Genomic DNA, 18,043 nt, shown 5'->3' with positions numbered 1-18,043 from the left:
TCAGACAGATATATGCTGACTGACACACTGCTATCGGGGGCAAGCCCCCTCCCACATGTTGAAGCCGGTTTCTTCAGGATCATTACCTATGTCCAAATTCCCCACCGCGGTAAACCTGCACAAAACCTCCAACACCCTCGGCCTCACCTACGGGCCCGACGAGGTGTATCAACTGCCTGCCGAACTGCTGCGCACCCACTCGCCTTCCGCCGAGGTCCAGGGCCACGGTAAACCCATCCTGCAATTCGGCAAGCTCAACGTCCGGTTGACCAAGATCGAACCGGCCGGCCAGTACGCACTGAAATTGACCTTCGACGACGGGCATGACAGCGGACTATTCACCTGGGACTACCTCTACCAACTGGCCGTGCGTCAGGATGCACTGTGGGCTGATTATCTCGCCGAGCTCAAAGCGGCCGGCAAAACCCGCGACCCGAGCGAGTCGGTCGTCCGCCTGATGCTCTAGTCCAGGCCTCTTGCTCATTAGTGGGCATTTTCTAATCGCTTCTGCTTGAATGCCCTGTCGCGTGACCAAAGATTGGTCCGCTTGCGAAAAAAATTAAACTCGGGTAACCAATGGAGCTGGCAAGTTCCCTGCATTTGACGATGCGGTATCAACGGTCACCCGAGTCGCAGTACCAGGCGTGTGTTGTGTATCGAAACTTCGTACGCAGCGGTACCCGGTACTCGTCTTTCGGACAATGGAGCGTCGTAGATGAGTAACAAGAACAACGATGACTTGAAACGCCAGGCCTCGGAAAACACCCTGGGGCTTAACCCGATCATCGCGTTACGCAAAAAGGATTTATTGGCGTCGGCGAAGATGGTGCTGACCCAAGCCATCAAGCAACCGTTGCACAGCGTCAAGCATGTCGCGCATTTTGGCGTCGAGTTGAAGAACGTGATGTTCGGCAAATCCCAACTGACCCCCGAAAGCGACGACCGCCGCTTCCACGACCCGGCCTGGAGCCAGAACCCGCTCTACAAACGGTATTTGCAAACCTACCTGGCGTGGCGCAAGGAACTGCACGACTGGATCGGCGACAGCAACCTGTCGGAACAGGACATCAGTCGCGGCCACTTCGTGATCAACCTGATGACCGAAGCCATGGCCCCCACCAACAGCGCGGCCAACCCGGCGGCGGTCAAACGCTTCTTCGAGACCGGCGGCAAGAGCCTGCTCGATGGCCTGTCCCACCTGGCCAAGGACATGGTGCACAACGGCGGCATGCCGAGCCAGGTCAACATGGGCGCGTTTGAAGTGGGCAAGACCCTGGGCACCACCGAAGGCGCGGTGGTGTTTCGCAATGACGTACTGGAGCTGATCCAGTACAAGCCGATCACCGAACAGGTGCACGAACGCCCGCTGCTGGTGGTGCCGCCGCAGATCAACAAATTCTATGTCTTCGACCTGAGCCCGGAGAAGAGCCTGGCGCGCTTCTGCCTGCGCAATGGCCAACAGACGTTTATCGTCAGCTGGCGCAACCCGACCAAGGCCCAGCGCGAGTGGGGCCTGTCGACCTATATCGAAGCGCTGAAGGAAGCGGTCGACGTGGTCACGGCGATTACCGGCAGCAAAGACGTGAATATGCTCGGCGCCTGCTCCGGCGGCATCACCTGCACTGCCCTGCTGGGCCACTACGCGGCGCTGGGGGAGAAGAAGGTCAACGCCCTGACCCTGCTGGTGAGCGTTCTGGACACCACCTTGGACACCCAGGTGGCGCTGTTCGTCGATGAGCAGACCCTGGAAGCGGCCAAGCGCCACTCCTACCAGGCCGGCGTGCTGGAAGGCCGCGACATGGCCAAGGTGTTTGCCTGGATGCGCCCCAATGACCTGATCTGGAACTACTGGGTCAATAACTACCTGCTGGGCAACGAGCCGCCGGTGTTCGACATCCTGTTCTGGAACAACGACACCACACGCCTGCCGGCCGCCTTCCACGGCGACCTGATCGAATTGTTCAAAAATAACCCACTGGTGCGCGCCAACGCCCTGGAAGTGTGCGGCACGCCTATCGACCTCAAGCAGGTCACCGCCGATATCTACTCACTGGCCGGCACCAACGACCACATCACGCCGTGGCAGTCCTGCTACAAGTCGGCACAGCTGTTTGGTGGCAAGGTCGAGTTCGTGCTGTCCAGCAGTGGGCATATCCAGAGCATCCTCAACCCGCCGGGCAACCCCAAGGCACGCTACCAGACCAGCGACAGCCTGGCGGGCAAGCCGCTTGAGTGGCAGGAGAACGCGACCAAGCACACGGATTCGTGGTGGCTGCACTGGCAAGTGTGGCAGGCGGAGCGGGCGGGCAAGATGAAGAAGGCACCCACAAGCCTGGGTAACAAAACCTACACCGCAGCAGAGGCGGCGCCAGGCACATATGTACACGAGCGCTAGATTGAAATGCGTTCAAAGGTGGGAGGGGCGGTGCGACGATTCGACTTGCCCCCGATGGCGGCGCATCAATAACAGATGTACTGACTGACACCCTGCATCGGGGGCAAGCCCCCTCCCACATTGATTGCATTCCAACCCCACCATTTCACAGGGCTTGAGCATGCCGCAACCGTTCATCTTCCGTACCATCGACCTGGATGGCCAGACCATCCGCACGGCGGTACGCCCGGGCAAGCCTCACTTGACGCCGTTGCTGATCTTCAATGGCATCGGCGCCAACCTTGAGTTGGTGTTTCCGTTCGTCCAGGCGCTGGACCCGGACTTGGAAGTGATCGCCTTCGACGTGCCCGGCGTGGGCGGTTCATCCACACCGAACCGGCCGTACCGCTTTCCCGGCCTGGCCAAACTCACTGCACGCATGCTCGATTACCTGGACTATGGCCAGGTCAATGCGGTGGGCGTGTCGTGGGGCGGCGCATTGGCACAGCAATTTGCCTACGACTACCCGGAGCGCTGCAAAAAGCTGATCCTCGCGGCCACGGCGGCGGGTGCGGTGATGGTGCCGGGCAAGCCCAAAGTGCTGTGGCTGATGGCCAGCCCACGCCGTTACATCCAACCGTCCCACGTGGTGCGCATTGCGCCGATGATCTACGGCGGCTCGTTCCGCCGCGATTCGAAACTGGCCGCCGAGCACGCGAGCAAAGTGCGCTCGGCGGGCAAACTGGGCTACTACTGGCAGCTGTTCGCCGGGTTGGGCTGGACCAGCATCCATTGGCTGCACAAGATCCGCCAACCGACGCTGGTGCTGGCGGGAGACGACGACCCGCTGATCCCACTGATCAACATGCGCATGCTCGCCTGGCGCATCCCCAATGCACAGTTGCACATCATCGATGACGGCCACCTGTTCCTGATCACCCGGGCCGAAGCCGTTGCACCGATCATCATGAAGTTTCTCGAGGAGGAGCGCATGCGCGCGGTGATTCACCCGCGACCTGCAGTGTAAGGACCACACTGCCGCGCAACTTGCCGAGAACCGACTATGGTTCTGAATTGGCGTGCCTGTTGATGGCTTGACGAAGGAGTGTTGGCTCATGCGAGAAAGACCCGTGACGAACCCGGCGCCCACCCCTGCCGCGTTCATCAATGCGCAAAATGCAATCACCGGCCTGCGGGGGCGGGATTTGCTGTCGACCCTGCGCAGCGTTGCCGCCCATGGTTTGCGAAACCCGGTGCATACCGCCCGTCACGCCATGGCGCTGGGCGGTCAACTGGGTCGCGTCCTGCTGGGGGAGACGGTGCATGAACCCAACCCTCACGACAGCCGCTTCATTGACCCGACGTGGAAGCTCAACCCGTTCTACCGACGCAGCCTGCAAGCGTATTTGGCCTGGCAGAAACAGACCCGTCACTGGATCGATGACAGCACGCTGAGTGCCGATGACCGCGCCCGTGCGAACTTTGCCTTCTCGCTGTTCAACGATGCGGTCTCGCCCTCCAATACCCTGCTCAACCCGCTGGCCGTCAAGGAGCTGCTCAACTCCGGCGGCAACAGCGTGGTGCGTGGCGTGAGCAACCTGTTCGACGACCTGCTGCACAACAACGGCCTGCCGCGGCAGGTCAGCAAGCAGGCCTTTGAAGTCGGCAAAACCGTGGCCACCACGCCCGGCTCAGTGGTGTTTCGCAATGAGCTGCTGGAGCTGATCCAGTACAAACCCATGAGCGAAAAACAGTACGCCAAGCCCCTGCTGATCGTGCCGCCGCAAATCAACAAGTACTACATTTTCGACCTGAGCCCGGCCAACAGTTTTGTGCAATACGCCCTGAAAAACCGCCTGCAGACGTTCATGGTCAGCTGGCGCAACCCGGATGTGCGGCATCGCGAATGGGGCCTCTCCACCTACGTGGCGGCGCTGGAAGAAGCGCTCAACGTCTGCCGTGCCATTACTGGCTCCCGCGAAGTCAACCTGATGGGCGCCTGCGCAGGCGGCCTGACCATTGCCGCCCTGCAAGGCCACCTGCAAGCCAAACGCCAGCTGCGGCGGATCTCCAGCGCCAGTTACCTGGTGAGCCTGCTGGACAGCCAGATCGACAGCCCCGCCACGCTGTTCGCCGATGAGCAAACCCTGGAAGCCGCCAAGCGCCGCTCCTATCAGCAAGGCGTGCTCGACGGCCGCGACATGGCCAAGGTGTTCGCCTGGATGCGCCCCAACGACCTGATCTGGAACTACTGGATCAACAACTACCTGCTGGGCAAGGAACCGCCGGCCTTCGACATCCTGTACTGGAACAACGACAACACGCGCCTGCCTGCCGCGCTGCATGGTGACCTGCTGGACTTCTTCAAGCACAACCCGCTCAGCCACCCCGGTGGGCTGGAGGTGTGCGGTACACCCATCGACCTGCAAAAGGTCACGGTAGACAGCTTCAGCGTGGCCGGGATCAACGACCACATCACGCCATGGGACGCGGTGTATCGCTCCACCCAATTGCTCGGCGGTGAGCGGCGCTTCGTGCTGTCCAACAGCGGGCATATCCAGAGCATTCTCAACCCACCGGGCAACCCCAAGGCCAACTACGTCGAGAACCCAAAGCTGAGCAGCGACCCGCGTGCCTGGTACTACGACGCCAACCACGTCGAAGGCAGTTGGTGGCCGCAGTGGCTGGAGTGGATCCAGCAGCGCTCAGGCGTACAACGCGAAACCCTCACCGCCCTGGGCAACCAGAATTACCCACCGATGGAAGCGGCGCCGGGCACCTATGTGCGGGTGCGCTGAGCTCAACGATCACATTAAGAAGACTGGATGAAGACGCGCGACCGTATCCTTGAATGTGCCCTGCAGTTGTTCAACCAGAAGGGCGAGCCGAACGTGTCGACCATGGAGGTGGCCAATGAAATGGGGATCAGCCCCGGCAACCTCTACTACCACTTCCATGGCAAGGAGCCACTGGTGCTCGGGCTGTTCGAGCGGTTCCAGAATGAGCTGGCGCCCTTGCTCGACCCGCCGGCGGATGCCCAACTGGAAGCCGAGGATTACTGGCTGTTCCTGCACCTGATCGTCGAGCGCATGGCCCATTACCGGTTTCTGTTTCAAGACCTGTCGAATCTGGCGGGGCGCCTGCCGAAATTGGCCAAGGGCATTCGCAACCTGCTGACGGCGCTCAAACGTACGCTGGCGTCATTGCTCGCGCGGTTGAAGGCGGCGGGCCAGTTGGTCAGCGGCACCCAGGCGTTGGGGCAGTTGGTGGAGCAGATCACCCTGACCCTGCTGTTTTCCCTGGATTACCAGCGGATCCTCGATCGCGAAGGTGAGGTGCAGGTGGTGGTCTACCAGATCATGATGCTGGTAGCGCCGCACTTGCTGCCACCGGCGCGGCAGGCAACCGAGAAGTTCGCGCTGAAATACCTCGATGACCCCCACACATAAAAAATGCCCGACCTTTGCAGGCCGGGCATTTTTTGTGCCCTGAAAAGATCAGGACTGACTGGATGGCGTCGGGGTTGCCGGCGTTGCAGTCGGGGTCACAGCAGCAGGGGTCGGTGCGGACACCGAGTTGGCTGTGGAAGCGGTTGGCGCGGTAGCAGGCTTGGCCGCAACAGCAGGCTTCGGTGCTGCTGGTTTTTTCGCTACAGCAGGCTTCTTCGCGGCGGCAGGTTTTGTCGCTGGTTTGGCTGCGGCAGGCTTGGCCGCCGGCTTCGCGGCGACTGGCTTGGCTGCAGGTTTCGCAGCGGCCGGTTTGGCAGCGGGTTTTGCAGCGGCGGTTTTGGCCGCAGGCTTGGCGGCGGGTTTTGCTGCTGCCTTGGCTGCGGGTTTAGCGGCAGGCTTGGCAGCCGCTTTAGCCGCTGCCGGTTTAGCAGCAGGCTTGGCGGCCGGCTTAGCGGCTGCGGTTTTGGCCGCTGGCTTGGCTGCTGGCTTAGCGGCAGCTTTGGCGGCGGGCTTGGCGGCAGCTTTTGCAGCCGGTTTGGCAGCGGCCGTTTTAGCGGCAGGCTTGGCAGCCGGTTTGGCCGCTGCGGTTTTCGCCGGAGCCACTTTGGCGCCGGTGAGTTTTTCAATTTGCTTGGTCAGGGTATCAACCTTGCTGTGCAACGTTTTCAATTCAGCTTTGCTCGGCACGCCCAGTCGCGAAATGGCACTGTTGAGGCGTTTGTCGAAAGTCTCTTCCAACTTGCCCCAGGTGTCAGAAATGCTCGACTTGGCGGAACCGGCAGTTGCCTTGGCGGCTTCAACTTTTTTACCAACCGTGGTTTTGGTCAGTTTCTCGGCCTTCTCGCCGTCCTTGACCAAAGTCTCGAAGTATTTGCCACCGTCACTGCTAACCTTCGAGTACACGCCTAAACCAGCAAGCCAGATCTTACGGGAATATTTTTCAACTTCCCCGACCCACGAGCTGCCTTCTTTCTGAGTAGTCTTTTTAACAGCCATCCCGATGTCTCCTTAGTGTTTACGCGCGACACGTTCGAGCAATGCCGTCAGCTCTTCGAGCTTAGCAGAGAGTGTCTCCACGTCATGTTTAGACGCAATGCCGATTCGATTCAAGGCACTTGCAACACGAGTATCAAAAGCTTTTTCAACTTTATCCAGCTGAACTTCTACCAGACCTTTGACAGAGGAGACATTACTCTTTACTTGGTCAATCTGACTGTTGGCGGCCTCAAGTTGTTCAACTGCAACTTTTTTACCTTTACTTTCAACATGTTGGCCCGACTTAACCAGCTCTTTAAAGTACTCGCTGCCCTCGCTTCCGACCTTGGCGTAGGCACCGAGTCCTGCCAGCCAGATCTTGCGGGCGTAGGATTTAACGTCACTCAGGGCAGTGGTCTGGGCGTCGATTTTTTTCTTCAGGATAACTTTGGCCATGGTGCACCTCACGCAAAATAGGGGGGAGGAACGGCCCACAGGAGTTGAGGGCTTGGGCACAAAGTAGGCTGGAAAATTAGAATCGGCACCCTAAGAACAATCGGATCAAACCAGTGCCTTATCCAGGGCCTTCTCGATTTCGGACTTGATGGTGCCACTCATGGCCGACATCAACAGCCCCAGTTCCACATCAATGCGCAGCGAATCATCGGCGACTAATACCGTGCCTTTAACCCCCGAACGCTTGAGGTTCAAGGTATCGCCGGACCACGAAGGCTCCAGGCCATATTGCTCCTTGAGTTTGAGCGCCAACTTATCGGCCTTTGCCCGTGCGCCTTCTTTACCCAGGGAATGTGCACGCTCAACGGTTATACGGGCCATTGCAATGACTCCTCTTTATAGGGACTTGGATACCTTCGATGCGGCAAAAGGTCTCGGTGACCGCCCATCTTACCTTCAGCCTTGCCAAGACAAAGCAGGCCTTGGGGATTATCATGTCCCGCATTCTCTTTTGGTGACAGCGATATGACTGATCAGCGCAAAGGCAGCGATGCCGAACCCACCACTCACTTCGGTTTCAAGAACGTCCCGGAAAGCCAGAAAGCGGAAAAAGTCGCTGAGGTGTTTCACTCCGTAGCGGCCAAGTACGACCTGATGAACGACGTGCTCTCCGGCGGCATGCACCGCCTGTGGAAGCGCTTCACCATCGAGCTGTCGGGTGTACGCACCGGCAACCGCGTATTGGATATCGCCGGCGGTACGGGCGACCTGGCGGCCAAATTCTCCAAGCTCGTGGGTCCGACCGGCCAAGTGGTATTGGCGGACATCAACGGCTCGATGCTCAAGGTCGGTCGTGACCGCCTGCTCGACAAGGGCGTGGCCGGCAATATCGAATTCGTCCAGGCCGATGCGGAAAAGCTGCCGTTCCCCGACAACCACTTCGATTGCGTGACCATCGCTTTCGGCCTGCGCAACGTGACCCACAAGGAAGACGCGATCCGCTCAATGCTGCGCGTCCTCAAGCCGGGCGGCCGCCTGTTGGTGCTGGAGTTCTCCAAGCCGACCAACGCGCTGATGTCCAAGGTCTACGACACCTACTCCTTCGCCTTCATGCCGTTGATGGGCAAGCTGATCACCAATGACGCCGAGAGCTATCGCTACCTGGCCGAATCGATCCGCATGCATCCCGATCAGGAAACCCTGAAGTCGATGATGGTAGAGGCCGGTTTCGACCGTGTGACCTACCACAACATGACCTCGGGCATCGTGGCCCTGCACCGCGGCATCAAGCCCTGATGCTGCTCAAAGGTCTTCTCGCCAGCGTCGAACACGGCCTTAACCGTGTGCTGCGCCTGGACAGCACCGCCCTGGCGCGGCTTGCGCACTTGAACGGCAAGGTCATCGCCGTCGACTGCAGCAGCCCCGCCTTGCAGCTGTTCATCCTGCCCAGCGATGAAGGCCTGCTGCTCGCGACCCAATGGGCTGCCGAGGCCGATTGCACCCTGCGTGCGCCGGCGTCCAGCCTGTTGCACCTGGCGCTGAGCCGTAACAAGACCGCCATCCTCCACGGCACTGAAGTGCATTTGGAAGGTGACAGCTCGGTGCTGATGGACCTGGCCGCCGTGCTGCAGGACCTGGAGCTGGACTGGGAATACGAGCTGTCGCGCTGGATCGGCCCCGTCGCCACCCAGTTGATCAGCGGGCACCTGCGCAGCCGCTCGCGTTGGTACCAGCAGGGGTTCGCCAGCCTCAACCAGAACCTCGCCGAATACCTGAGCGAAGAATCGCGCACCCTGGTCGGAGAACGGGAAGCGCAAGCGCGCTTTCGTGAACTCGACAAGGCCAAAATCGACCTGGAACGCCTCGAGGCCCGCTTCGAGCGCCTGAGCCGTTCCCTTGATCCAAGCGATAACGCATGAAGCTGCTCGCCGTCCGCCGTTTGTTTCGTATCCAGCGCGTCGTAATCCGCTACCGCCTCGATGACCTGCTGTTCGCCCTGCCGCTGCCGTGGTTCCTGCTCGCTGTACGTTATGTACTGCCGTGGCGCTGGTTCCCGCGCAAACAGCTGGAGCTGAGCCGTGGCGCGCGCCTGCGCCTGGCGCTGCAGGACCTGGGGCCGATCTTCATCAAGTTCGGTCAGATCCTCTCGACCCGCCGCGACCTGCTGCCCGAAGACATTGCCGACGAGCTGATGCTGTTGCAGGACCGCGTGCCGCCGTTCGATTCCCAGCAATCGATGAAGCTCATCGAAGAACAGCTGGGCAAGAAGATCAGCGAGGTGTTCAGCCGCTTCGACGTCGACCCGCTGGCCTCTGCTTCGGTCGCACAAGTGCACGCGGCGCAGCTCAAGACCGGCGAAGAAGTGGTGGTGAAGGTGATCCGCCCCGGCCTCAAGCCGATCATTGGCCAGGACCTGGCGTGGCTGTTCATTCTCGCCCGCGCTGCCGAGCGTTTCTCGGCCGATGCGCGCCTGCTGCACCCGGTGGATGTGGTCGCTGACTACGAAAAAACCATCTACGACGAACTCGACCTGCTGCGCGAAGCCGCGAATGCCAGCCAACTCAAGCGCAACTTCGAAGGCTCGCCGCTGCTGTACGTGCCGCAAGTGTATTGGGATTGGTGCCGCCCCAAAGTGCTGGTAATGGAGCGCATTTACGGCGTGCAGGTCACCGACCTCGCGACGCTGGCCGACCAGCGTACCGATATGAAGATGCTCGCCGAGCGTGGCGTGGAGATCTTCTTCACCCAAGTGTTCCGCGACAGTTTCTTCCACGCCGACATGCACCCGGGCAATATCTTCGTCAGCACCGTCAACCCGTGGAGCCCGCAGTACATCGCGATCGACTGCGGCATCGTCGGCAGCCTGACGCCGGAAGACCAGGACTACCTGGCCCGCAACCTGTTCGCCTTCTTCAAGCGCGACTACCGCCGCGTGGCGCAATTGCACATCGATTCGGGCTGGGTGCCGGCTGAGACCAAGCTCAACGAATTCGAAGCGGCGATCCGCACCGTGTGCGAGCCGATCTTTGAAAAACCGTTAAAAGATATTTCCTTCGGCCAGGTCTTGATGCGCCTGTTCCAGACCGCGCGGCGCTTCAATATGGAAGTGCAGCCACAGTTGGTGCTGTTGCAGAAAACCCTGCTCAACATCGAAGGCCTGGGCCGCCAGCTGTACCCGGACCTCGACCTGTGGAATACCGCCCAGCCGTTCCTCGAACGCTGGATGCGCGAGCGGATGAGCCCGAAAACCGTGCTGGGCAACCTGCACAGCCAGATGGAACAACTGCCGCACTTGGCCAACATGACCCGCGACCTGTTGGAGCGCATGTCCCAGCCCCACGCCAAGGACCCGGCGCCACCCTGGAAGAAGCGCAAGGACGACTGGTTCCTGCGCCTGCTGGGCGCTGCGCACCTGGTCGGCGGGGTAATGCTGGCCATCGGTGGTCCGCTGAACCAACTGGGCCACTGGCCGGCTGGCATCATGGTCGCCGTGGGTGTTTATCTGATCGTGCGTCGATAGCCAATCCGGTTATACACTGTCGCAAATTGCCGGAGCCGAACATGAAAGACTGGCTGGACGAGATCAAGTGGGACAGTGACGGCCTGGTGCCGGCCATTGCCCAGGACTACAAGACCGGGCGCGTGCTGATGATGGCCTGGATGAACCGCGAGGCCCTGAGCCTCACTGCCACTGAGCAGCGCGCCATCTACTGGTCACGCTCGCGTGGCAAACTGTGGCGCAAGGGCGAAGAGTCCGGGCACGTACAAACCCTGCACGAGATGCGCATCGACTGCGACGCCGACGTGGTGATCCTCAAGGTCGAGCAGATCGGCGACATCGCCTGCCACACCGGCCGTCACAGCTGCTTCTATCGCGTGTTCGAGGACGGCGCATGGAAAGTCGTGGAGCCGGTGCTCAAAGACCCGCACGCCATCTACTCGGCAGGACACTGAACATGAGCGATACCCTGAACCGTGTGGCCCAGGTGCTGGAAGACCGCAAAGGCGCGGACGCCGACAGCTCCTACGTCGCCAGCCTGTACCACAAGGGCTTGAACAAGATCCTGGAAAAACTCGGCGAAGAATCCGTCGAGACGATCATCGCCGCCAAGGACGCGCAAATCAGCGGCGACTGCAGCGATGTGATCTACGAAACCGCCGACTTGTGGTTCCACAGCCTGGTCATGCTCGCCCAACTGGGGCAGCATCCACAGGCAGTGCTGGATGAACTGGACCGTCGCTTCGGCTTGTCCGGGCATGCCGAAAAGGCTTCGCGCCCGTCCGCTTGAATAACGTTGACTGAGGAATTGCAGCATGGGCATTTTTGACTGGAAACACTGGATCGTCATTCTGGTGGTCGTGGTACTGGTATTCGGCACCAAGAAACTCAAGAACCTCGGCACCGACGTCGGCGAGTCGATCAAGGGCTTCCGTAAAGCCATGAACGACGACGAAAAACCGGCCGACCCGGTGGTCAATCCCGTACCGCCGGCCCAGCCTGTGCACCCGCAGGCCACCCAGCCGATCACCGAGCGTCGTACCTTCGACGTGCAGGCTGAAAAAGTCGAAGAGCCGACCCGCAAAGACTCGTGAGCACTGACTAATGTTTGGTATCAGCTTCTCTGAACTGCTGCTCGTCGGCCTGGTAGCCCTGCTGGTACTGGGGCCGGAACGCCTGCCCGGTGCGGCACGCACGGCCGGCCTGTGGATCGGGCGCCTGAAACGCAGTTTCAACGCCATCAAACAGGAAGTTGAAAGGGAAATCGGCGCCGACGAAATCCGCCGGCAACTGCACAACGAACATATTCTGTCGTTGGAGCAGGAAGCCCGGAAGATTCTGTCACCCGTGCAGGAACCCGCCAAACCGGTGGAGCCGGTGGCTGACAACACCATCGCGCCAACCGTTGAGGCCGCTCCCGTGCAGCCCACCGCGCCAACCGAGCCTGCGCCGACGCCTGCCGCGTCGCCCGCGCCCCATGACCCCACATTGCCGCCGCGAGCCCCATGAGCGCTGATAAACCGGAAAACGACCAGCATATGCCGCTGGTCTCGCACCTCACCGAGCTGCGTACCCGCCTGCTGCGTTGCGTAGCGGCCATCTTCATCATCTTTGCCGGGTTATTCGCCTTTACCCAGCAGATCTACACCTTCGTCTCCACGCCGCTGCGCCAGTACCTGCCGGCCGGCGCGACGATGATCGCCACCGATGTGTCATCACCGTTCCTGACGCCGTTGAAGCTGACCATGATGGTCTCGCTGTTCCTGGCGATCCCGGTGATCCTGCATCAGATCTGGGGCTTTATCGCGCCGGGCCTGTACAAGCATGAGAAGCGCATCGCGGTGCCGTTGCTGGTGTCGAGCATCCTGCTGTTCTACACCGGCATGGCGTTCGCCTACTTCCTGGTGTTCCCGTTGATCTTCAAATTTTTCGCCGCCGCCACCCCGGCCGGCGTGGAAATGATGACCGACATCACCAGCTACCTCGACTTCGTGATGACGCTGTTCTTCGCCTTTGGCGTGGCCTTCGAAATCCCGGTGGCCGTGGTGTTGCTGGTGTGGATCGGCGTGGTCAACGTGCAATACCTGAAAAAGATCCGCCCCTACGTGATCATCGGCTGCTTCGTGGTCGGCATGATTCTCACCCCGCCGGATATTTTCTCCCAGACCCTGCTGGCCGTGCCGATGTGGATGCTGTTCGAGATTGGCATCCTGTTCAGCAGCTTGATCACCAAGCGCGGCGAACACCCGGATGACCAAACCGCCGACGACGACCAGCCGCCAGCGACCCAGCCGTGAACCTGCTGCTGCTGGAAGAGGCCGACTTTATCGCGGCCGACCGTGTGGTGCTGCGTGATAGGCGCCTGGTGCACATGCAGGAAGTCCACCGCGCCGTCGTAGGCGACAGCCTGCGTGTCGGGCGCGTCGGCGGGTTGATGGGCAATGCACAACTGGTGCGCCTGGAAGCCCGCGAAGCCGAACTGCAAGTGAGCTTCGACCAACCCCCACCGGCCAAACTGCCGCTGACGCTTCTGCTGGCCCTACCGCGCCCGAAAATGCTGCGCCGGGTGCTGCAGACCGTGGCCGCCATGGGCGTGCCCAAGGTGGTGCTGGTCAACAGCTACCGGGTCGAGAAGAGCTTCTGGCAAACCCCGTTCCTGGAGCCCGAGGCGATTCGCGAGCAATTGATCCTCGGCTTGGAACAGGCCCGGGACACGGTGTTGCCCGAGATCGTTATCGAAAAGCGCTTCAAACCCTTCGTCGAAGACCGCCTGCCGGCCATGACCGAAGGCACCTTGGGCCTGATCGGTCACCCAGGCGATTACCCGGCGTGCCCACGTGGGCTGGATGAGCCGGTGACCCTGGCGATCGGGCCTGAGGGTGGCTGGATTCCCTACGAAGTGGACCTGCTGACCCAAGCAGGGCTGCAGCCGGTGCAACTCGGTGCACGCATCCTACGGGTCGAAACGGCCGTCACCGCCCTGCTCGCCCGGCTCTTCTAACCACAAACCTGGCAAACGACGCAGCTCCCCTGTGTCACTACAGATTCCTGCGTATCTGCCGATAACCCGTGAATAAGTCCAAGCCTTGTTCCACGGGAGTTTGCAGTATGTATCGTTGGTTAGCCGAAAAGCTGGGGAATGTCAGCGTCAAAACCAAACTTGGCGTGGGCTTCGGCCTGGTATTACTGCTGACGCTAATGATCACCTTCACCGGCTGGACCGGGCTCTCAGGCGTGATCAGTCGCGGGGACAAACTGGGTTATATCGCCAGCCTCAACGACCTGAGCAAGGACCTGCGCATTGCGCGCCTGGACTTCGAAATGCGCCGTGGCGAACAGGGGCCGGCCGCCGTCAATGAGCTGCTTGGCAAGCTGGAAGGCGGCCTGAAAACCGCGCGCACACTGATTGAGCAGCCCGCCGATATTGCCCTGATCGATGATCAACTGGCAGGGGTCGACCAGTACAAGCGGGCATTTGATGCCATGGTCCAGGCCGGAGCCAATCGCGAAAACGCCCGTAGCAAATTGGGCGATACCGCTGACAACGCGGTACTCAAGGTAAACGAAGTCGAAAAATCCCTGCTGCAAGGTGACAGCGTCAGCCAGTTCAACAGCGTTGTCGATGTGAGCAAACTGATCCAGCAAGCGCGCTTTCAGGTGCGCGGCTATACCTACAGCGGCAAGGTCGAAGCAGAGCAGCCGGCGCTGGACGCCATCGATAATGCCCTGAAAAAGATCGCCAGCCTCACGGGCCAAATCCCTGAGCAATATTCGACCAACCTGCAACAGGCCAGCGTGTCACTGCAAGCCTATCGCGCAGCGGTCAGCCAATACCGCGATTCTCAGGTTGCCACCGCTGCAGCGATGAAAATCATGGGCGTGCAGGGCGACACACTGCTGGACCGCAGTAACAAGCTGACCACCTCGCAAACGGTGGTGCGTGACGCCGATGCGGCAAACGCCAAGCAGCTGTTGCTGTTGGCCACCGTACTGGCGCTGATCTTCGGCCTCGTCGCCGCCTGGGCCATCACCCGCCAGATCATCATCCCGCTCAACCAGACGCTCCAGGTGGCCGAACGCGTCGCCTCGGGTGACCTGAGCCACAACCTGACCTCTCTACGCCAGGACGAACTGGGTCAACTGCAACGCGCCATGCAAAGCATGACCGTCGGCCTGCGTGAGCTGATCGGTGGCATCAGCGACGGCGTCACCCAAATCGCCAGCGCCGCTGAACAGCTGTCCGCCGTGACCGAGCAAACCAGCGCCGGGGTCAACAGCCAGAAGGTCGAGACCGACCAGGTCGCCACCGCCATGAACGAAATGGCCGCCACCGTGCAAGAAGTGGCGCGCAACGCCGAGGAAGCCTCCGAAGCTGCCGTGGCCGCTGACCAGCAGGCCCGTGAAGGCGACAAAGTGGTCGGCGAAGCCATCGCCCAGATCGAACGCTTGGCCACCGAAGTGGGCAACTCCACGGCGGCCATGGGCGACCTGAAGCGCGAAAGCGACAAAATCGGCAGCGTGCTCGACGTGATCAAGTCCGTGGCCCAGCAAACCAACCTGCTGGCCCTCAACGCCGCGATCGAAGCCGCACGTGCCGGCGAAGCCGGGCGAGGTTTCGCCGTGGTGGCGGACGAGGTACGCAGCCTGGCCCAGCGCACACAGAAGTCCACCGAAGAGATCGAAGAGCTGATCGTCGGCCTGCAAAACGGCACCCAACAGGTCGCAAGCATCATGGACAACAGCCGTGGCCTGACCGACAGCAGCGTCGAGCTGACCCGCCGTGCCGGTAGCGCCCTGGCGAACATCACCCGTACGGTCTCGACCATCCAGGCGATGAATTCGCAGATCGCCACGGCGGCCGAGCAGCAAAGCGCGGTGGCCGAGGAGATCAACCGCAGTGTGTTGAACGTGCGCGATGTGTCGGAACAAACCTCTTCGGCCAGCGAAGAAACCGCAGCCTCCAGCGCTGAGCTGGCGCGCCTGGGTATCTACCTGCAAACCCTGGTAGGCCGCTTCAAGGTTTGATCCCCGCGTGGCGGCCATCAGGGTCGCCACCGACAATTTGTGAAATTTCCTACACGTTTTTCAGGTCGTGAACCGACTTGTATGGCGGCGAAAAAAGTAGCGTTTCAACTTCCCCTGACCCGCGTCAGCCGGAATCTCGAAACGCTATCTTTGATTCGTTGGAGGTTCACTATGTTTAGTCCACTGACCCGCCTGCTGGGAAACACCAGCATCGCCCTGAAACTTGCCCTGGGCTTTGGCCTGGTGCTGGCCCTCAGCCTGATCATCGCGTCAACCGGCTGGCAAGCCTTGAACAAATCGGTCGATCGCTCACAGAAACTGACAATCCTCTCGCAACTCGCGATTGTCGGCGAAGAGTTGCGCGCTGATCGCATCCTTTACCGCACCCTCAGCAACCCGGAGAGCCTGGCAAGGATCAGCTCGCACATGGAGAAGATCGACCGCATCCTGACTGAGCTTTCACCACGCTTTACCGACCCGCTCAACCAACGCCAACTGCAGAACAGCCGGGACTTTGCGGCGAGCTTCAAAGCCGCCCTGAATGGCCTGGACAGCTTGATCAAACACCGTGAAAGCACCCGTGCACAGCTCAAGCGCAGCGCCGCAGAGACCAGCGACGCGCTTGCCGAACTCACCAGCGACCTGCCCAGCCAAGATGATGAAAACGCCCTGCAGGCCATCGAACAACTGCGCCACGCCTTGGAACAAGCCGAAGATCGTGCCCAGGCCCAGGCTTGGGCAGCCGCCTCTTTGGAGGCCTATGGCGACAGTGTCGATACTGCGATCCAAACCTTGGACCGCACCCAGAAAGCGGTCACTGCATTGCCCGTCAACGGCGCCGCACTGGAAAAAGTCCTGCTCAACTATCGGACTCATCTGACCGACCTCAAGGAGGCCCAACTCAGTACTGAAGCCCGGCAGTTCCAACTCGAACAGCAACTGGATCAGTTGCTCAAGGAAAGCGACCAGTTAAGCGAAGACCAGAGCACCAAGCGAAACAACGAAGCGAGCCTGGCGCGTACCCTGCTGCTGAATGTCACCGTCGCCGCACTGCTGCTGGGCAGCCTGGCCGCCTGGGTGATCGCGGGCCAGATCGTCGTACCGCTGCGCCAAGTATTGCTGACGGCTAATCGGATCGCCGAGGGCGATCTGAGCACCACCACCAGCACCTCTCGCCGGGATGAGCTGGGCCAGTTGCAGCAAAGCATCGGGCAAATGGTGCGCAACCTACGCGGCCTGATCAGCGGTATTGGCGACAGCGCCCGACAAATCGCCAGTGCCGCCACACAGCTGTCCACTGTCTCCGAGCAGACCCGCGCCGGGCTCAGCAACCAAAAGGACGAAACCGATCAGGTGGCCACCGCCATGAACGAAATGCTCGCCACCGCCCAGGAAGTCGCCCGGCACGCCGAGCAGGCGTCTATCGCGGCCAATGAAGCGGACCAACAGGCCAGCGCCGGTGACAAGGTGGTTGCACAAGCTATTGAGGAGATCGGCCATCTGGCCAGTGAAATGGCCCTGTCCAGCCGCGCCATGCTGGCACTGCAGCAGGAGAGCCAAAAAATCGGCAGTGTGCTGGACGTGATCAAGTCCGTGTCCCAGCAAACCAACCTGTTGGCGCTGAACGCGGCCATCGAAGCCGCACGCGCGGGCAATGCCGGTGAAGGGTTTGCGGTGGTAGCCGATGAAGTACGCAGCCTGGCGCAACGCACCCAGGAATCGGCCGAAGAAATCGAAGGGCTGATCAGCGGCCTGCACGCCGGTACACAACAGGTTGCCGACATCATGGACAGCAGCCGCCACCTGACCGACCACAGCGTCGGCCTGACCCGCGACGCCGGTGACGCACTGGCGGCGATTGCCCGGACGGTGTCGATCATCCAGGAAATGAACCCGCAGATTGCCGCCGCCGCCGAACAACAAAGCGCCGTGGCCGAGGAGATCAATCGCAGTGTGTTGAAGGTACGGGATGTTTCCGAACAAACCGCAGCCGCCAGCGAGGAAACGGCGGCGGCGAGCGTTCAGTTGACGAGATTGAGCCTTGACCTGCAGACACTGGTCGGCAAATTCAGGCTCTGAGACTCACCACATGTGTGGCGACGTGCTTGTTGTGGCGAGCGAGCTTGCTCGCGCTGGGCTGCGAAGCGGCCCTAAAAACCTGCCACTGCGATTTGGCTTAAAAAACGCCGGGGGTTTATGGGGGCCGCTACGCGGCCCAGCGCGAGCAAGCTCGCTCACTACAGGTCAACTTTTAGCGCTCTGGAA

General features: G+C 60.8%; 19 protein-coding genes and 1 pseudogene. 17 read left to right on the top strand and 3 right to left on the bottom strand.

All coding sequences use genetic code 11. The features are described 5' to 3' along the window. Window positions 1-88 precede the first annotated feature (88 nt). The 5 genes from ACI512_RS05315 (at window position 89) to ACI512_RS05295 (ending at window position 5,823) form a co-directional block, all read left to right on the top strand. The gene (locus tag ACI512_RS05315) at window positions 89-466 is read left to right on the top strand and encodes a gamma-butyrobetaine hydroxylase-like domain-containing protein (protein WP_012721806.1); all 378 of its coding nucleotides are present in this window, start codon (window positions 89-91) and stop codon (window positions 464-466) included. Window positions 467-715: 249 nt separating this feature from the next. Further along, window positions 716-2,395 carry a class II poly(R)-hydroxyalkanoic acid synthase gene (phaC, locus tag ACI512_RS05310; RefSeq protein WP_012721805.1) on the top strand — a complete coding sequence of 560 codons (1,680 nt, stop codon included), beginning with the start codon at window positions 716-718 and terminating at the stop codon, window positions 2,393-2,395. Window positions 2,396-2,555: 160 nt separating this feature from the next. After that, window positions 2,556-3,401, top strand: coding sequence for a poly(3-hydroxyalkanoate) depolymerase (gene phaZ, locus ACI512_RS05305; RefSeq protein ID WP_016979176.1), 846 nt, complete (start codon window positions 2,556-2,558; stop codon window positions 3,399-3,401). Window positions 3,402-3,489: 88 nt separating this feature from the next. Beyond that, window positions 3,490-5,172 carry a class II poly(R)-hydroxyalkanoic acid synthase gene (gene phaC / locus ACI512_RS05300; RefSeq protein WP_236383497.1) on the top strand — a complete coding sequence of 561 codons (1,683 nt, stop codon included), beginning with the start codon at window positions 3,490-3,492 and terminating at the stop codon, window positions 5,170-5,172. 27 nt (window positions 5,173-5,199) lie between these two features. Further along, window positions 5,200-5,823, top strand: coding sequence for a TetR/AcrR family transcriptional regulator (locus tag ACI512_RS05295; RefSeq protein ID WP_012721802.1), 624 nt, complete (start codon window positions 5,200-5,202; stop codon window positions 5,821-5,823). Between the two features lie 48 nt (window positions 5,824-5,871). Here the strand turns inward: ACI512_RS05295 and ACI512_RS05290 are convergent, their stop codons facing one another. The 3 genes from ACI512_RS05290 to ACI512_RS05280 all read right to left on the bottom strand — a co-directional run bounded on the left by ACI512_RS05290 (window position 5,872) and on the right by ACI512_RS05280 (window position 7,635). Continuing rightward, entirely contained in the window at window positions 5,872-6,819 is a 948-nt protein-coding gene (locus ACI512_RS05290) for a phasin family protein (protein WP_405121683.1), read from the bottom strand. 12 nt (window positions 6,820-6,831) lie between these two features. Continuing rightward, window positions 6,832-7,254 (bottom strand): phasin family protein, encoded by a 423-nt coding sequence (locus tag ACI512_RS05285; protein WP_046034008.1) that lies wholly within the window; start codon window positions 7,252-7,254, stop codon window positions 6,832-6,834. A gap of 105 nt (window positions 7,255-7,359) precedes the next feature. Further along, a complete protein-coding gene (locus ACI512_RS05280; RefSeq protein ID WP_012721799.1) occupies window positions 7,360-7,635 on the bottom strand; it encodes a polyhydroxyalkanoic acid system family protein in 276 nt (91 codons plus the stop codon). 144 nt (window positions 7,636-7,779) lie between these two features. On the opposite strand from ACI512_RS05280, the gene ubiE reads away from it, so the two are divergent. From ubiE to ACI512_RS05220, 12 genes and pseudogenes are all read left to right on the top strand, one after another. Beyond that, complete coding sequence (ubiE, locus tag ACI512_RS05275; protein WP_003171186.1) at window positions 7,780-8,550, top strand: bifunctional demethylmenaquinone methyltransferase/2-methoxy-6-polyprenyl-1,4-benzoquinol methylase UbiE; 771 nt, start codon at window positions 7,780-7,782, stop codon at window positions 8,548-8,550. Continuing rightward, complete coding sequence (locus ACI512_RS05270) at window positions 8,550-9,173, top strand: SCP2 domain-containing protein (protein WP_012721798.1); 624 nt, start codon at window positions 8,550-8,552, stop codon at window positions 9,171-9,173. The genes ubiE and ACI512_RS05270 overlap by 1 nt, the downstream gene beginning before the upstream one ends. Continuing rightward, the gene (ubiB, locus tag ACI512_RS05265; protein WP_012721797.1) at window positions 9,170-10,774 is read left to right on the top strand and encodes a ubiquinone biosynthesis regulatory protein kinase UbiB; all 1,605 of its coding nucleotides are present in this window, start codon (window positions 9,170-9,172) and stop codon (window positions 10,772-10,774) included. Before ACI512_RS05270 ends, ubiB begins: the two co-directional genes overlap by 4 nt. A gap of 41 nt (window positions 10,775-10,815) precedes the next feature. After that, complete coding sequence (hisI, locus tag ACI512_RS05260) at window positions 10,816-11,208, top strand: phosphoribosyl-AMP cyclohydrolase (RefSeq protein WP_236379348.1); 393 nt, start codon at window positions 10,816-10,818, stop codon at window positions 11,206-11,208. Between the two features lie 2 nt (window positions 11,209-11,210). Then, a complete protein-coding gene (locus tag ACI512_RS05255) occupies window positions 11,211-11,543 on the top strand; it encodes a phosphoribosyl-ATP diphosphatase (RefSeq protein WP_003209299.1) in 333 nt (110 codons plus the stop codon). Window positions 11,544-11,568: 25 nt separating this feature from the next. After that, window positions 11,569-11,847 carry a twin-arginine translocase TatA/TatE family subunit gene (locus ACI512_RS05250; protein ID WP_012721795.1) on the top strand — a complete coding sequence of 93 codons (279 nt, stop codon included), beginning with the start codon at window positions 11,569-11,571 and terminating at the stop codon, window positions 11,845-11,847. Between the two features lie 10 nt (window positions 11,848-11,857). After that, on the top strand, window positions 11,858-12,262 hold the full coding sequence (tatB, locus tag ACI512_RS05245) for a Sec-independent protein translocase protein TatB (protein WP_012721794.1): 405 nt from the start codon (window positions 11,858-11,860) through the stop codon (window positions 12,260-12,262). After that, window positions 12,259-13,050 carry a twin-arginine translocase subunit TatC gene (tatC, locus tag ACI512_RS05240; RefSeq protein WP_012721793.1) on the top strand — a complete coding sequence of 264 codons (792 nt, stop codon included), beginning with the start codon at window positions 12,259-12,261 and terminating at the stop codon, window positions 13,048-13,050. Before tatB ends, tatC begins: the two co-directional genes overlap by 4 nt. Continuing rightward, complete coding sequence (locus ACI512_RS05235) at window positions 13,047-13,754, top strand: 16S rRNA (uracil(1498)-N(3))-methyltransferase (RefSeq protein ID WP_064054067.1); 708 nt, start codon at window positions 13,047-13,049, stop codon at window positions 13,752-13,754. The genes tatC and ACI512_RS05235 overlap by 4 nt, the downstream gene beginning before the upstream one ends. Before the next feature lie 107 nt (window positions 13,755-13,861). Then, window positions 13,862-14,872, top strand: a pseudogene (locus ACI512_RS05230) (methyl-accepting chemotaxis protein); the annotation flags it as partial. Window positions 14,873-14,905: 33 nt separating this feature from the next. Beyond that, a complete protein-coding gene (locus ACI512_RS05225; protein WP_375360247.1) occupies window positions 14,906-15,778 on the top strand; it encodes a methyl-accepting chemotaxis protein in 873 nt (290 codons plus the stop codon). Window positions 15,779-15,949: 171 nt separating this feature from the next. Then, window positions 15,950-17,857, top strand: coding sequence for a methyl-accepting chemotaxis protein (locus ACI512_RS05220; RefSeq protein WP_236379338.1), 1,908 nt, complete (start codon window positions 15,950-15,952; stop codon window positions 17,855-17,857). Window positions 17,858-18,043 lie beyond the last annotated feature (186 nt).

Origin of the sequence: Pseudomonas petroselini (assembly GCF_045037875.1) — a bacterium.
Classification (GTDB): Bacteria; Pseudomonadota; Gammaproteobacteria; order Pseudomonadales; family Pseudomonadaceae; genus Aquipseudomonas; species Aquipseudomonas petroselini.
Note: the sequence above shows the minus strand (reverse complement) of the source record. Positions and strands in the feature narration are given on the sequence as shown.

Coding starts and splice junctions, on each gene's coding strand:
- ACI512_RS05315 (WP_012721806.1), top strand. CDS start 89: ATGTCCAAATTCCCCACCGCGGTAAACCTGCACAAAACCTCCAACACC.
- phaC (WP_012721805.1), top strand. CDS start 716: ATGAGTAACAAGAACAACGATGACTTGAAACGCCAGGCCTCGGAAAAC.
- phaZ (WP_016979176.1), top strand. CDS start 2,556: ATGCCGCAACCGTTCATCTTCCGTACCATCGACCTGGATGGCCAGACC.
- phaC (WP_236383497.1), top strand. CDS start 3,490: ATGCGAGAAAGACCCGTGACGAACCCGGCGCCCACCCCTGCCGCGTTC.
- ACI512_RS05295 (WP_012721802.1), top strand. CDS start 5,200: ATGAAGACGCGCGACCGTATCCTTGAATGTGCCCTGCAGTTGTTCAAC.
- ACI512_RS05290 (WP_405121683.1), bottom strand. CDS start 6,819: ATGGCTGTTAAAAAGACTACTCAGAAAGAAGGCAGCTCGTGGGTCGGG.
- ACI512_RS05285 (WP_046034008.1), bottom strand. CDS start 7,254: ATGGCCAAAGTTATCCTGAAGAAAAAAATCGACGCCCAGACCACTGCC.
- ACI512_RS05280 (WP_012721799.1), bottom strand. CDS start 7,635: ATGGCCCGTATAACCGTTGAGCGTGCACATTCCCTGGGTAAAGAAGGC.
- ubiE (WP_003171186.1), top strand. CDS start 7,780: ATGACTGATCAGCGCAAAGGCAGCGATGCCGAACCCACCACTCACTTC.
- ACI512_RS05270 (WP_012721798.1), top strand. CDS start 8,550: ATGCTGCTCAAAGGTCTTCTCGCCAGCGTCGAACACGGCCTTAACCGT.
- ubiB (WP_012721797.1), top strand. CDS start 9,170: ATGAAGCTGCTCGCCGTCCGCCGTTTGTTTCGTATCCAGCGCGTCGTA.
- hisI (WP_236379348.1), top strand. CDS start 10,816: ATGAAAGACTGGCTGGACGAGATCAAGTGGGACAGTGACGGCCTGGTG.
- ACI512_RS05255 (WP_003209299.1), top strand. CDS start 11,211: ATGAGCGATACCCTGAACCGTGTGGCCCAGGTGCTGGAAGACCGCAAA.
- ACI512_RS05250 (WP_012721795.1), top strand. CDS start 11,569: ATGGGCATTTTTGACTGGAAACACTGGATCGTCATTCTGGTGGTCGTG.
- tatB (WP_012721794.1), top strand. CDS start 11,858: ATGTTTGGTATCAGCTTCTCTGAACTGCTGCTCGTCGGCCTGGTAGCC.
- tatC (WP_012721793.1), top strand. CDS start 12,259: ATGAGCGCTGATAAACCGGAAAACGACCAGCATATGCCGCTGGTCTCG.
- ACI512_RS05225 (WP_375360247.1), top strand. CDS start 14,906: ATGCAAAGCATGACCGTCGGCCTGCGTGAGCTGATCGGTGGCATCAGC.
- ACI512_RS05220 (WP_236379338.1), top strand. CDS start 15,950: ATGTTTAGTCCACTGACCCGCCTGCTGGGAAACACCAGCATCGCCCTG.